The sequence below is a fragment of the Azospirillum largimobile genome (genome assembly GCF_977007025.2).
Genome location: NZ_CDRMUA020000003.1, coordinates 414,816 through 427,891, shown reverse-complemented (window position 1 = coordinate 427,891; position 13,076 = coordinate 414,816). Strand labels below are relative to the sequence as shown.

The window sequence follows — 13,076 nt, the reverse complement described above, 5'->3', positions numbered from 1 at the left end:
AGCGGCACAGTCCGCGCCGCCAACAAATTGCCCGCCCCCGCCCCGCAACGGACGGACCCAGGCGGCCCGCGGCACTCCCCACCCCTTTCGCATAAAGAAATGCAGGCAGTCTCCGCCTGCCGACCGGGAGGACATCCATGTCGACACCCCATTACGTGACCATCGGACAGGGCCAACTGCGTGTCTGGCGCAGCGGTTCCGGCCCCGACCTGCTGGTGCTGCCCGGCCTGATCGCCGCCGCCTCCACCCGCGCCGACCAGTTGGCTCGCGACCTGCCCGGCTGGACCGTCACCGCGGTCGATCTTCCGGGAACCGGCGGGTCCAGCGGTGTGTGGGCGGAGGATACCGCCGGTTTGGCCCGCCTCATCGCAGAGACCGCAAGCGCGCTGGGCCTTCCCCCCTGCCCGCTGCTCTCCTTCGACCTTGCGGCGCCGTTGGCCGTCGCGCTGCAGAACAGCGGATCGAGTTGGCAACCGGACACCGTCCTGCTCGCCGATGCGGCAGCGGCGGAAGGCTGGACGCAACGCCGCCTGACCCCCGCCCCGCTGGCACCGCGCGACGACGGCACCCATCTGGTTGTGCTGTGGGCGCATCTGCGCGATGCCCATGTGCTGGAGCCGCGCGACGCCCGGCATCCGGCGCCACAGGGCGCGCCCTTGCCCGACCCCGCCGCCCTCGACGCGATGCTGCGCACCGCCGCAGCGGCGCCTCACCGCTATGAAGCGCTGTGGAAACTGTGCCTCGACGCCATGCCGAGACTCACCGACCGGACCGGTCTTGTCCGTGTCGATGACCTTGACGCCGCGGCCAAAGCCTTGTCGGCTATGGCCTCATGCCGGCCCGATGCCCAACCGCTGCCGCCGACTCAGCCGGTCTCCGACCCGATGCGGGTCTGGCACGACTATGCCGACACGCCGCAGGGCCGCGTCCATCTGCGCCGGGCCGGACGCGGCCGGCCGCTGCTGGCATTGCAATCGGCCCCCGGATCCTCGAAGCCGCTGCTGCCGCTTCTGCACGGGCTGGCTCCGGGATGGGAGGTCATCGCTCCCGACTATCTCGGCAACGGCGAATCGGACAAGCCGGAGCGCACGGTCGATATCGGCATGCTGGCAGAGGATGCGCTGGCTGTCGCCGATGCGCTCGGCCTCGACCGCTTCGACCTGTGGGGAACCCACACGGGGGCGCTGGTGGCGCTGGAACTGACGGTCCGCCATCCCGACCGCGTCGACCGCGCGGTGCTAGAGGCGCCGGTGCTGATCCCGCCAGACTTCAGTGCCGACATCCTGACCAACTATTTCCCGCCGCTGGCCGCCGACCGCTGGGGACTGCATCTGCTCCAGGCCTGGAACATGCGGCGCGACATGTTCCTGTTCTGGCCGTGGTACAGGCAGGAGCGTGGAGCCGCCCGCGCCATCGGCGTTCCCGACGCGGCGGTGCTGCATGACTGGACCATGGGTCTGCTGGCGAGCGGCGCCCATTACGACCGCTCCTACCGCGCCGCCTTCCACTACGACACCCGCGCCCGTCTGCCGCGCCTGACCCGCCCGGCGCTGATCTGCGCCGGTCCTGCCGACATGCTGGTCGAAGGGCTGGCCGAGGCGAAGCAACTGGCACCGGCGGGGACGGAGGTGGCACCGACCCCGGCCACCGTCTGGTATCCCGGCCAGGAAGCCTCCGCCGTGGAGGCGACCATTGCCCGCTATGCCGCCTTCCTGCGCGGGGATGCCGCTGATTCGCACCGCGTGGCATAGAGCGACACAGCGCCCTTACCGCTGTCGGCCTTCGTCGTCACCCCCCGAGCACCGATTGGGCACGGGCCGCCCGGTGCAGCGGCAGGGCCGACAGCGAATTGAGGTTGGACGAGATCTCCCGCACCGCGCCGCGCATATCCTCCAGGAAATTGGGCTGGCCGTTGCGGACGATGTGGGGGGTCAGGCCGGTCAGGCTGACCGCCGCGATCAGCCGGCCGTCCGGGTCGAACAGCGGCATGGCGATGGCGGCCAGCCCCTCGATCACGTCGTCGACCGCCATCGACCATCCGCGCTTCCGCACCTCCTCCAGCTCCTTAGCCAATTGGCGGGGGTCGGTGGTGGTGTGGGGGGTGAGGCGGGTGGTCCCGCGCGCCAGCACGCGCTCCACCTCCGCCTCCGGCAGATAGGCCAGCAGCACGCGCGGCGCGGCGCCGCAATTCATCGGCAGCTGCCCTCCGACGATCCACCAGCGCACCTCCACCGACCGGTCGCTGTGGAACTGGTCCAGGCACACCGCCGATCCGTCATGGTAGACCGACAGGAACACGGTGCTGCCGGTGGTTTTCGCCAGCCGCGACAGGATGGTGGAAGCGATCTGGCGCAGGTCGCGGCGCTCCGGCACCGCCCCCGCCAGCTTCAGGATCTCCAGCCCCAGGCTGTATTTCTGGCTCTGCGCGTCGAAGGCGGCGAAGCCGTCCTGCACCAGCGTCAGCAGGATGCGCCGCGCCGTTCCCTTGTCGAGCTTCGCAGCGCTCGCGACCTCGGTCAGGGTCAGCGTCGGTCCTTCCTGATAGAAGCTGCGCAGCACGGCCAGAGCGCGCGACACGGCGCGAACGCTGAGGCCGTTCTTTTCCGCGCCCTGGTTGTCGTCCTGTTCGGTGTCCATACGTTCAAGCCCCTTATGGATGTCGCGTGCCCCGATGCCAGGCGGAAGCCCCGGTGTCCGGCACAGCCGGTGGATGGCGGCGCGGTCGCGCTGATCCCGTCACAGGTGCAGTGCGCCGGTAGCATTGAAGGCGCTCGCGCGGTTGCGCAACCCCTTTCCGCCATCCCTGCCGCAGTCCACCATCCGTGTCAAACAGTGACACCATTTTTGCCTGTTGACACTGTGAAGGGCAAATGGTTTCATTACCAAACAAACAGAACAAGCGCGCCGCCATCGCCCCGGCAGATGGCCGGCGCCCCATGCTCCGGCTCGCCGCAGTCTCCCGACGTCAGTCTTCCGATTTCATGAGACACGGCCGCCGGCACCCTGCACGAGGGGAGGACAATGCAAACCATCGCCCTGGGTGCGTTCACGGTCACGCGGATCGAGGAAATGCTGACGCCGGGTTTCGATCCCGGCTTCCTGTTTCCCGCCTATGACGAGGCGATCCTGACCCGGAACCCCGATCTGGCCGAACCGAACTTCCTCGACCCGGCGTCGCGGCGCCTGATGTCGAGCATGCACAGCTGGCTGATCCGCACCGACCGCCATGTGATCCTGGTCGACACCGGCTGCGGCAACCACAAGGAACGCCACACGCCAGGTTTCGAGCGCTTCCACATGCTGGACAAGCCCTATCTGCGCCACCTCGCCGAGGCCGGCGTGCGGCCGGAGGATGTGACGCTGGTCATCAACACCCATCTGCACATCGACCATGTCGGCTGGAACACGCAGCTGGTCGACGGGCGCTGGGTGCCGACCTTCCCCAATGCCCGCTACATCTACGGCGCGCAGGAATTCAAGCATTGGCGCAGCCCCGACGGCGGCCTGATTGGCATGCCCGGCAACGGCCCGGTGATGGAGGACAGCGTCATGCCGGTGTGGGAAGCCGGTCAGGTGGAGCTGATCGAGGACGGCGACCGCATCCTCGACGGGCTGTCGGTCGAACTGGCCCCCGGCCACACGGCGGGGCAGATGTTCGTCCGGCTGGAGTCCGACCGCCACGCCGCCTACTTCACCGGCGACTGCCTGCACCAGCCGATGCAGGTGTGCCGTCCGGACTGGAACAGCCGCTTCTGCGAGGACCAGGCGCAGGCGGTGGCGACCCGCCGCCGACTGCTGGACCATGCCGCCGACCGCAACGCCCTGGTGTTCCCGGCCCATTTCGGCGCTCCCCATACCGGCTATGTGCGCCGTACCGGCGAGGATTTCCGGTTCGAGCCGCTGAAAGACGCTGCCTGAAGAACGCCGCCCGACCTTACCCAGAGGGATTTTCCATGAGCATCGCCGCCCTCGAAGGCACGGCCACCCTGCTTGACACCCTGCGCGCCGCACTCGGCGCCGATGGCCTGCTGGATGACGAGAAGAGCCGCGACTTCTACGCTAACGACGTGTTCTGGCAGCCGGGCATCCCGCCGCTCGCCATCGCCCTGCCGCGCGACCGCGATCAGGTCGCCGCCACCATCCGCGCCGCGCATGACGCCGGCGTGGCGGTCGTGCCGCGCGGCGGCGGCATGTCCTACACCAAGGGCTATCTGCCGAAGCGGCCGGATTCGGTCGTCATCGACAGCCGCCGGCTGAACCGCATCATCGATCTCGACACCGACAGCCTTTATGTGACGGTGGAGACCGGCTGCACCTGGGCCGCGCTGAACGAGGCGTTGGAGGGCACCGGCCTGCGCACCGGCTATTGGGGGCCGCTGTCGGGCATCAACGCCACCATCGGCGGCGCCCTGTCGCAGAACAGCGCCTTCTTCGGCTCGGCCCTGCACGGCACCGTGGCGGAAAGCGTGCTGGGCGTCACCGTGGTGCTGGCCGACGGGCGCACCGTCACCACCGGATCGGGCGGGCGCGTCGGAACCAAGCCCTTCACCCGCTCCGGCGGTCCCGACCTGACCGGCCTGTTCCTGGGCGACAACGGCGCCATGGGCTTCAAGGTGGCGGCGACGTTGCGCCTCCACCGCCGGCCCGAACACAGCGATTTCCTGTCCTTCGGCTTCGCCACCATGCAGGCGATGGCCGCCGCACAGGTGGAGATGGCGCGGGCGCGTTGCGTGTCGGAAGGCTTCGGCATCGACCGCACGAAGGTCGAGCATTCGGCCAGCGTCAACAAGCTGTCGGACGGGCTGAAGACGTTGGGCAACGTGGCGAAGGCCGGCAAATCGCTGTTCCAGGGTGCCAAGGAGGCTCTGAGCGTCGCCACCGCCGGCACCGCCTTCCTCAAGGACCACAACTTCACCCTCCATCTGGTGGTGGAGGGCCGCAGCGAAGCCCAGCTGCGCGAGGCGATGCAGACCGTGCGCGAGATCGGCGCCCGCCACGGCAAGGAGATCGAGAACAGCGTGCCGAAGGTCATGCGCTCCAAGCCCTTCGGGCCTGTGCGCGGCATGCTGGGTCGCGAGGGCCAGCGCTGGGTGCCGATCCACGCCATCTTCCCGCTGGGCGACGCCGACAAGGTGGTCGCCGCCAACGACGCCTTCTTCGCGGAAAAGCGCGGCTTCATGGAGCAGCACGGCATCATCTATTCGGTGATGACCATGACGGTCGGCAACGACTTCTTCCTTGAGCCGGCCTTCTATTGGAATGACGAGATCACGCCGCTGCACGCCGCCAGCCTGGGCGAGGACGTGGTGAAGCCCTGGCGCGACCGCCCGGCCAACCCGGCGGCCCGCAACGCGGTGGCCGAACTGCGCCGCGCGACGCAGGAGCTGTACTGCAGCCTGGGCGGCGTCAGCTGGCAGGTCGCCCGCGACTATCCGTTCCGCGAGATCATGACCCCCGAAACCTGGTCGCTGCTGGAGGGCGTCAAGCGCGCCGTCGATCCGCAGGGGCTGATGAATCCCGGCTCCCTCGGCCTCGGCGGCTGACGGACGGGAGCGGAGAGATCCACGCCATGGGCTACACCATCACCGAGAAAATCCTGGCACGCGCGGCGGGTCTGCCTGCAGTCCGCGCCGGACAGGACATCAAGGCGAAGCCGGACTTCGTGCTGGCCTACGACTTCCCCGGCTACACCGACGTCTATTTCAAGACGATGAAGGAGGATTTCGGCATCGAGCGGGTGGCCGAGCCGGAGCGCTTCGGCATCTTCATCGACCACATGGTGCCGACCGCCACGGCGAAGGAGGAAGAGCTTCACATCAACACGCGCAACTGGTGCGCGGAGAACGATGTGCCGCTGTTCGAACGGCACGGCATCGGCCATCAGGTGGCGGCGGAGGTCGGCTATGCGACGCCGGGTGCCTTCGTCGTCCATTTCGACGGCCATGTCAGCCAGCTCGGCACCTTCGGGACGCTCGCCATCGGTCTGCGCCGCAACGTGATGGAGGCCTTCGTCAGCGACACCGTGTCGATCCGCGTGCCGGATACCGTGCGGGTGAACCTGCGCGGCAGTTTGCGGCCCGGCGTGATGGCGCGCGACGTCTTCCACCATCTGGTGCGCCGGCTGGGGCCGAGTTCCTGCCGCTTCCAGGTTTTGGAGCTGGGCGGCCCGTCGGTGGCGGCGATGTCGACGGAGGGACTGCAGACCATCACCGGTCTCGCCATGTTCACCGGCGCGCTGACCGCCATCGTCAACCCCGATCCCGTCCGGCTCGACTACGCCCTGCCCCGCGCCCGGAAGAAGCTGGAGCCGGTGTCGAGCGATCCGGACGCGCGCTATTCCGCCGTTCACGACATCGACCTGTCGGATCTGGAGCCCATCGTCGTCGTGCCCCCGACCCCGGCGGACACACGCGACCTGACCGAGTTCCTCGGGCTGGAGATCAATGCCGGCTATCTCGGCTCCTGCGCGTCGGGCCGGCTGGAGGATCTGCGGGCGGCGGCCAAGGTGCTGGAAGGACGGCGGGTCAAGACCGGCGTCTCTCTGCACATCGTGCCGACCAGCCAGGAACTGATGGCGGCGGCGGCGCGCGAGGGGCTGGTGTCCACTCTGGTGGAGGCCGGGGCCTTCGTCTCCTCGCCCAGCTGCGACTATTGCTTTGGCCGCATCGCGACGATGACGGCGGGCCAGCGCGCGGTGTCGACCGGCACGCTGAACGTCCGCGGCCGGATGGGCAGCCCGGATTCTGAGATTTACCTGTGCAACGCGGCGGTGGTCGCCGCCTCCGCCATCGAAGGCCGGATCGCCGATCCGCGCCCCTACCTGTGAGGCCGGCAATGACCGAAGCCACACTCAAGATGCCGGCGATGAAGGGCCGTGTCGCCTTCATCTTCGACGAGGTGAACTTCGACGTCGACCAGATCGTCGGCGTCAAGAACATCAAGATCACCGACGTGGCCGAACTGGCGCAGCTCGCCATGCAGAGCTACGACCCGGATTTCGCCAAGTCGGTGCGGCCGGGCGACCTGCTGGTCGGTGCGGACAATTTCGGCTACGGCCACCCGCATTACCCGCCGATGAAGGCGATGCGCCATCTCGGCATCACCGGGGTGATCGCGGTGTCCTTCTCTCCCGGCTATTGGCGCGGCGAGATCAGCATGGGCTTCCCGCAGGTCAGCTGCCCCGGGATCCTCGGTTTCGTCCGCCGCTGGGACGAGATCGAGGTGGATTGGGCGGCGGGCGTGGTCCGCAACCACACGCAAGGCACCGAAATTCCCTATGAGCCGCTGCCGCAGGCGGATGCCGAGATGATCGAGGCCGGCGGCCTCGTCCCCTTCCTGAAGCGGCAGGCGGCCCAGCAACGCGAACAAAAGGACCATGCTCATGTCTCGGGGACCTGATTTCCGCAACCGCGTGCTGGCTCAGAAGACCGTCTGGTCGGCCGGCGCCTATGACGCCTTGTCCGCCCGCTTCATCGAGGCGGCCGGCTTCGACGCGCTGATGACCTCGGGCTTCGGCGTCTCCGCCTCCTTCCTCGGCCAGCCGGATGCCGAGCTGTACACCATGTCGGAAAACCTGACGGTGGTCCGCAACGTGGTATCGGCGGTCAACGTCCCGGTCATCGCCGACATCGACACCGGATACGGCAACGCCATCAACGTGATGCGCACGATCCGCGAGTTCGAGGCGGCGGGCGTCTCCGCCGTCATCATGGAGGACCAGGTCGCGCCCAAGCGCTGCCCGATCTGCGTCGGCGGGGTCGAGGTGATCCCGATGGACGAGGGCGTCGCCAAGATCCAGGCGGCGGTGGAGGCCCGGCGCGATCCCAACATGCTGATCATCGCCCGCACCGACGTGGTCGATCCGGCCGCCGCCATGGAGCGCGGACGCGCCTATGTCGCGGCCGGCGCCGACATGATCCAGCCGATCAGCAAGTGCTTCAAGGACATCGACGGACTGCGCGCCATGCGCGAGGCGGTCGGCGTGCCGTTGTCGCTGCAGCTGCTCGGCTGGCTGGAAAAACTGTCGGCCGACGAGGTGGAGGAGGTGGCCGGCATGGCGACCTACGCGCTGGTGCCGCTGATGACCGTCGCCTCGGCGCTGAAGGAGAATCTGGCCGCGCTTGCGGAACGCCGCTCCACCAGCGGCCTGCCGCGCCCGGTCACCGACCACAACAGCTTCATCGACTTCATCGGCTTCCCGCAGATCGAGGAACTGCAGAAGCGCTACCTGAAAACCGCCTGACGATCCTTTGCCGGCGCGCACCACCCGCCGGTTCCAAGGGCCAACTAAAAGACGGCCAACTAAAAGACGGCCAATCAAAAGACGACCAATCCACGGAGGAACCCCATGTTCGGTAGGCGCACTCTCCTTGCCGCCGCGGCGGCCCTGGCCCTGACCATCCCCGTCGCCGGCACATCCGCGCAGGCACAGCAGCCCCCGGTCCGCATCGCCCTGATCGGCCCGATGAGCGGCACCGGCGCCTTCGAGGGCCAGCTCGGCCTGGAAGGCGCGCAGGCGATGGCCGCGGTCATCAACGCCAACGGCGGCGTGGCCGGCGGCCGCAAGATCGAGCTGCTGACCTACGACGACAAGGGTTCCCCCGAGGACGGCGTCAGCGCCGCCAAGCGGGCGATGGAGCAGGACAACGTCGACATGATCGTCGGCGGCTGGTTCAGCGCCGTCGCCCTGTCGATGAAGGAAGTGACGCGCGACAAGATCATCACCGTCATGACCAGCTCCCAGCACCCGAAGGTGACGGAGAAGGGGCACAAGTACCTGTTCCGCCTGAACGCCACCTCGGCCATGATGTCGGAGTTCTATTCCAAGGCGATCTGCGAGCGCATCAAGCCGAAGTCAATCGCCTTCATGAACGTCAACGACGACTGGGGCCGCCTGGAGCTGGACAACTACACCAAGCTGCTGACCGGCTGCGGCATCGAGGTGAAGGGGCACGAGTTCTACAACCGCACCGACACGGACTTCACCACCGCTCTGACCAAGCTGAAGTCGCTGAACGCCGACGCGATCTATGTCGCTGCGATCAACACCTCGCAGGGCGCCACCATCTACCGGCAGATCAAGCAGACCGGCTACCGCGGCAAGGTCATCGCGTCCGCCGGCAACATGAACCCGAAGCTGGTGGAGCTGTCCGGCAACTCGCTGGAGCAGGTCTATTCCGCCTCCCCCTTCACCGAGGACGGCGCCGCCCCGTCGCTGAAGCCGTGGCTGGAGCAATACCGCAAATCCTACAAGAACGAGCCGTCCTTCATCGCCGCCCTCGGCGCCCAGGCGGTCCAGACCCTGGCCTTCGGCGTCGATGCCGCCGGCGGCGACCCGCGCGCCTACGACAAGATCGCAGCCGCCCTGAAGTCGCAGGAAGTGCCGACGGTGATGGGCAACCTGCGCTTCTCCGACAAGGGCCAGGCGAGCCAGTCGATCCATCTGGTGCAGGTCCAGAAGAAGCAGATCGTCAGCGTCCGGGACTGAGGGGCGGATAGCGAGGGTCTCCCTCTCCCCCTTCTTCCCCCTCTCCCCCCTGGGGAGAGGGTCGGGGTGAGGGGGATGCAAGTGGTGGATTCTCGGTGACGGCTGCCACGCTCCCCCCTCACCCTAACCCTCTCCCCGGGGGGAGAGGGGATTGTTCCGGGGTCGCGAGACATGTGCATCCGACCGACAGCTCCCGACAGGAAGAATCGACATGGATTTCACCGTCTTCGCCCAGCAGATCGCGAACGGCCTGGTCAACGGGATGGCCTATGTGCTCATCGCCACAGGGCTGACGCTGGTCTTCGGGGTGCTGCGCATCGTGAACTTCGCCCATGGCGAGTTCTACATGCTCGGCGCCTACATCACCTATTTCATCGGCACCCTGCTCGGGCTCGACTACATCGCGGCTGCGGCCATCTCGGCGGTGGTGGTGGCGGGGCTTGGCATCGCCGCCAACAGGCTGATCTTCTGGCCGCTGCGCCGCGACCATGAATTCACCATCCTGCTGTCCAGCCTGGGCCTTGCCCTGCTGATCGCCAACGGCGGCGAGCTGCTGTTCGGCGCCGATCCGAAATATGTCGAGAGCCCCTTCGCCGACGAGGTTCTGGACATCGGCACGGTGACGCTGACCCAGCAGCGCGTGCTGGTCTTCGCCGCCGCGGTGGTGGCGCTGATCGCAGTCTACCTGTTCATCCGCTATTCGCGCTTCGGCAAGATGATGCGGGCGACGGCGCAGAATCCGAACGGCGCGGCGCTGACCGGCATCAACATCAAGCTGGTCCATGCCTACACCTTCGCGCTGGCCTGCGGGTTGGCGGCGCTGTCCGGCGCCCTGGTCGGCCCCACCGTGATGATCTTCCCGACCATCGGCAACTGGGCGGTGCTGAAGGGCTTCATCGTGGTCATCATGGGCGGTCTGGGCAGCGTCACCGGCGCCCTGTTCGCCGGCCTGCTGCTGGGCGTCATCGAATCGCTGGGCGGCGGCTACATCTCCCTCGGCTTCATGGAGGCGATCGGCTACGCGATGATCATCGCGGTCCTGCTGTGGCGCCCCAACGGCCTGTTCAGCACGGCAAGGGGTCTGCGATGAACACCAACTCCCACGGCCAGACCCTGGCGATTGCAGGCGGCGTGGCGGCGCTGGCCGTCCTGCCCTTCCTGTCCGGCAATGCCTATCTGGAACATCTGCTGGTGCTGTGGATGCTGTATGCGCTGCTGGCGCTCAGCCTCAACATCGTCATCGGCTATCTGGGCGAGCTCACCTTCGGCCACGCCGCCTTCGTCGGCGTCGGCGCCTACACCTCCGCCATCCTCTCCACCCAGTTCGGCCTGCCGCCGCTGCTCGGGCTGCCGCTGGCCGGTCTGGTGGCCGCGTCGTTCGGGCTGGTGATCGGCTATGCGGCCTTGCGGGTGGTCGGGCCGCAGTTCGCGATCCTGACGCTGGGTTTCGGCGCCATCCTGTTCACCATCACCAATCATTGGGTCGACCTGACGCGCGGTCCGATGGGCATCACCGACATCCCGCCGATGGCGATCGGCCCGCTCACCTTCACCGCTGCGCGCGAGACCTATTACTTGGTGCTGGCCCTGGTTCTGGCGACCGCCTACCTCTGCCATGCACTGGTGAGCAGCCGCACCGGCCGCGCCTTCCTGGCGGTGCGCGAGAATGCGCCGCTCGCCGCCTCGCTCGGCATCAACGTCTTCCACACCAAGCTGCTGGGCTTCGTCGCCGCCACCGCCATCGCCGGCATCGGCGGCGCCATCTACGCCCACTACATCCGCGTCATCACCCCCGACATCATGGGCGTCCACAATGTCGCGGCGCTGATCATCGTGGTGATCATCGGCGGGCGCGGCACCATCCTGGGGCCGATCCTGGGGGCGCTGGTCTATATCGGCCTGCTGGAGTCGCTGCGCGTCGCCGGTCCGCTGCGCATGGTCATCTTCGCGGCCCTGCTCACCGGCACCGTCGTCTTCCTGCCGGGCGGGCTGGTCAGCCTGTGGCAGCGCTGGCGCAATGCCAACAAGTCGGAGAACGCCCAGCCGGCGGCCCCCACCGGTTTGCCCCCCACCGGTTTGCCAAGCGCCGAAGGAGGTGCGAAATGAACCCTGCGGCTCAAGAGATCCTGTCGGTCAGCAACCTGACCCGCATCTTCGGCGGGCTGACCGCGGTGCGCGACGTCAGCATGACGGTGCAGGCCGGCGAGGTGGTCGGGCTGATCGGGCCGAACGGCGCCGGCAAGACGACGCTGTTCAACATGCTGGGCGGCTCGCTGCCGCCCTCGTCGGGCAGCGTCCGCTTCGACGGCACCGACTGCACCGGCGCGCCGTCGCACGTCATGGGCCAGCGCGGCGTGTCGCGCACCTTCCAGATCACCAGCCTGTTCCCAAGCCTCACCGCGCTCGACAATGTGCGCAGCGCCGCCTTCCGCACGACGCGGGCCGGCTGGGGCGCCGCCATCCTGCGCAACGCCGCCTATCGCCGGGAAGAGGCGGAGCTGCGGCGCAAGGCGATGGAGATCCTGGCCTTCTGCGACCTCGACCACCGGGCCGACACGCTGGCGGACTCCATGTCCTACGGCGAGCAGCGCCGGCTGGAGATCGCCATCGCGCTGGCCGCCGAGCCGCGCCTGCTTCTGCTGGACGAGCCCGCCGCCGGCATGAACCCGGAGGAAGGCCAGCGGCTGGTCGAGATGATCCGCCGCATCCGCGCCCGCGGCGTCACCGTGCTGCTGGTGGAGCACCACATGCGCGTGGTCGCCAGCGTCTGCGACCGGCTGGTGGTGCTGGACCATGGGGTAAAGATCGCCGAAGGGCCGCCGGCCCAGGTGCTGAACGACGCGGAAGTGATCCGCGTGTATCTGGGACGGGAGCCGGTCGATGCTTAAGGTCGAAGGTCTGAAGGTCAGCTACGGCCACCGCGAGGCGGTCCACAACGTCTCCCTGACCGTCGAGGAAGGGGAGTTGGTAACGCTGGTCGGCTCCAACGGCGCCGGCAAGACGACGACGCTGAAGGCGATCTCCGCCCTGCTGCGGCCGAGCGGCGGGACGATCACCTTCGACGGCGAGCGCATCGACCGCATGGCGCCGCATCAGGTGATCGAACGCGGGCTGGTCCATGTGCCGGAAGGCCGCCAGCTTTTCCCCGACATGACGGTGCTGGAGCATCTGGAACTCGGTGCCCTGCGCGGCCGGCCCGGCAGCATGGGCTTCGCCGAGCGGCTGCGCTGGGTCTACGAGCTGTTCCCCATCCTGGCAGAACGCCGCACCCAGCGCGCCGGCACCATGAGCGGCGGTCAGCAGCAGCTTGTCGCCTTCGGGCGCGGCCTGATGGCCAACCCGAAATGCCTGATGCTGGACGAACCGACGCTGGGTCTGGCGCCGATCATCGTCGACACGCTGGCCGACACGATCAAAAGCCTGCACAAGTCCGGCATCACCGTCCTGCTGGTCGAACAGCGGGTCGATCTGGCGCTGCGTCTGGCCGACCGCGCCTATGTGCTGGAAACCGGCCGGGTGGTGATGGAGGATGCGGCCCAAACCCTGCTGGCCGACCCGCGCATCAAGACCGCCTATCTGGGGCTGTGAG

The 13,076-nt window shown here is 68.0% G+C and carries 12 protein-coding genes; 11 read left to right on the top strand and 1 reads right to left on the bottom strand.

All coding sequences use genetic code 11. The features are described 5' to 3' along the window. Positions 1-137 precede the first annotated feature (137 nt). The gene (locus ACWPKK_RS19560) at positions 138-1,751 is read left to right on the top strand and encodes an alpha/beta fold hydrolase (protein WP_452007414.1); all 1,614 of its coding nucleotides are present in this window, start codon (positions 138-140) and stop codon (positions 1,749-1,751) included. Positions 1,752-1,788: 37 nt separating this feature from the next. Here ACWPKK_RS19560 and ACWPKK_RS19555 read toward each other — a convergent pair whose 3' ends face one another. Further along, positions 1,789-2,637, bottom strand: a complete 849-nt coding sequence (locus ACWPKK_RS19555) for an IclR family transcriptional regulator (RefSeq protein ID WP_452007412.1) — start codon at positions 2,635-2,637, stop codon at positions 1,789-1,791. A gap of 384 nt (positions 2,638-3,021) precedes the next feature. Here ACWPKK_RS19555 and ACWPKK_RS19550 point away from each other — a divergent pair, with 384 nt between their 5' ends. The 10 genes from ACWPKK_RS19550 to ACWPKK_RS19505 all read left to right on the top strand — a co-directional run bounded on the left by ACWPKK_RS19550 (position 3,022) and on the right by ACWPKK_RS19505 (position 13,075). Further along, positions 3,022-3,918, top strand: a complete 897-nt coding sequence (locus ACWPKK_RS19550; protein ID WP_452007410.1) for an MBL fold metallo-hydrolase — start codon at positions 3,022-3,024, stop codon at positions 3,916-3,918. A gap of 35 nt (positions 3,919-3,953) precedes the next feature. After that, complete coding sequence (locus ACWPKK_RS19545) at positions 3,954-5,543, top strand: FAD-binding oxidoreductase (RefSeq protein WP_452007408.1); 1,590 nt, start codon at positions 3,954-3,956, stop codon at positions 5,541-5,543. 26 nt (positions 5,544-5,569) lie between these two features. Continuing rightward, positions 5,570-6,826 carry a 3-isopropylmalate dehydratase large subunit gene (locus tag ACWPKK_RS19540; protein ID WP_324870493.1) on the top strand — a complete coding sequence of 419 codons (1,257 nt, stop codon included), beginning with the start codon at positions 5,570-5,572 and terminating at the stop codon, positions 6,824-6,826. An 8-nt stretch (positions 6,827-6,834) separates the two neighbouring features. After that, a complete protein-coding gene (locus tag ACWPKK_RS19535) occupies positions 6,835-7,398 on the top strand; it encodes a 3-isopropylmalate dehydratase (RefSeq protein WP_452007406.1) in 564 nt (187 codons plus the stop codon). Continuing rightward, positions 7,382-8,242, top strand: a complete 861-nt coding sequence (locus tag ACWPKK_RS19530) for an isocitrate lyase/PEP mutase family protein (protein ID WP_452007404.1) — start codon at positions 7,382-7,384, stop codon at positions 8,240-8,242. Before ACWPKK_RS19535 ends, ACWPKK_RS19530 begins: the two co-directional genes overlap by 17 nt. Before the next feature lie 105 nt (positions 8,243-8,347). After that, complete coding sequence (locus ACWPKK_RS19525; RefSeq protein ID WP_452007402.1) at positions 8,348-9,487, top strand: ABC transporter substrate-binding protein; 1,140 nt, start codon at positions 8,348-8,350, stop codon at positions 9,485-9,487. 211 nt (positions 9,488-9,698) lie between these two features. Then, the gene (locus ACWPKK_RS19520; protein WP_324870497.1) at positions 9,699-10,577 is read left to right on the top strand and encodes a branched-chain amino acid ABC transporter permease; all 879 of its coding nucleotides are present in this window, start codon (positions 9,699-9,701) and stop codon (positions 10,575-10,577) included. Next, complete coding sequence (locus tag ACWPKK_RS19515; RefSeq protein WP_452007399.1) at positions 10,574-11,593, top strand: branched-chain amino acid ABC transporter permease; 1,020 nt, start codon at positions 10,574-10,576, stop codon at positions 11,591-11,593. Before ACWPKK_RS19520 ends, ACWPKK_RS19515 begins: the two co-directional genes overlap by 4 nt. Beyond that, positions 11,590-12,375, top strand: a complete 786-nt coding sequence (locus ACWPKK_RS19510; RefSeq protein ID WP_452007397.1) for an ABC transporter ATP-binding protein — start codon at positions 11,590-11,592, stop codon at positions 12,373-12,375. The genes ACWPKK_RS19515 and ACWPKK_RS19510 overlap by 4 nt, the downstream gene beginning before the upstream one ends. Continuing rightward, positions 12,368-13,075 (top strand): ABC transporter ATP-binding protein, encoded by a 708-nt coding sequence (locus ACWPKK_RS19505; protein WP_149224188.1) that lies wholly within the window; start codon positions 12,368-12,370, stop codon positions 13,073-13,075. Before ACWPKK_RS19510 ends, ACWPKK_RS19505 begins: the two co-directional genes overlap by 8 nt. Position 13,076: the final 1 nt, after the last annotated feature.

Excerpts from the sequence above, each read along its gene's own strand:
- ACWPKK_RS19555 (WP_452007412.1), bottom strand. The coding sequence starts at position 2,637 with ATGGACACCGAACAGGACGACAACCAGGGCGCGGAAAAGAACGGCCTC.
- ACWPKK_RS19525 (WP_452007402.1), top strand. The coding sequence starts at position 8,348 with ATGTTCGGTAGGCGCACTCTCCTTGCCGCCGCGGCGGCCCTGGCCCTG.
- ACWPKK_RS19530 (WP_452007404.1), top strand. The coding sequence starts at position 7,382 with ATGTCTCGGGGACCTGATTTCCGCAACCGCGTGCTGGCTCAGAAGACC.
- ACWPKK_RS19545 (WP_452007408.1), top strand. The coding sequence starts at position 3,954 with ATGAGCATCGCCGCCCTCGAAGGCACGGCCACCCTGCTTGACACCCTG.
- ACWPKK_RS19515 (WP_452007399.1), top strand. The coding sequence starts at position 10,574 with ATGAACACCAACTCCCACGGCCAGACCCTGGCGATTGCAGGCGGCGTG.
- ACWPKK_RS19540 (WP_324870493.1), top strand. The coding sequence starts at position 5,570 with ATGGGCTACACCATCACCGAGAAAATCCTGGCACGCGCGGCGGGTCTG.
- ACWPKK_RS19550 (WP_452007410.1), top strand. The coding sequence starts at position 3,022 with ATGCAAACCATCGCCCTGGGTGCGTTCACGGTCACGCGGATCGAGGAA.
- ACWPKK_RS19510 (WP_452007397.1), top strand. The coding sequence starts at position 11,590 with ATGAACCCTGCGGCTCAAGAGATCCTGTCGGTCAGCAACCTGACCCGC.
- ACWPKK_RS19505 (WP_149224188.1), top strand. The coding sequence starts at position 12,368 with ATGCTTAAGGTCGAAGGTCTGAAGGTCAGCTACGGCCACCGCGAGGCG.
- ACWPKK_RS19560 (WP_452007414.1), top strand. The coding sequence starts at position 138 with ATGTCGACACCCCATTACGTGACCATCGGACAGGGCCAACTGCGTGTC.
- ACWPKK_RS19535 (WP_452007406.1), top strand. The coding sequence starts at position 6,835 with ATGACCGAAGCCACACTCAAGATGCCGGCGATGAAGGGCCGTGTCGCC.
- ACWPKK_RS19520 (WP_324870497.1), top strand. The coding sequence starts at position 9,699 with ATGGATTTCACCGTCTTCGCCCAGCAGATCGCGAACGGCCTGGTCAAC.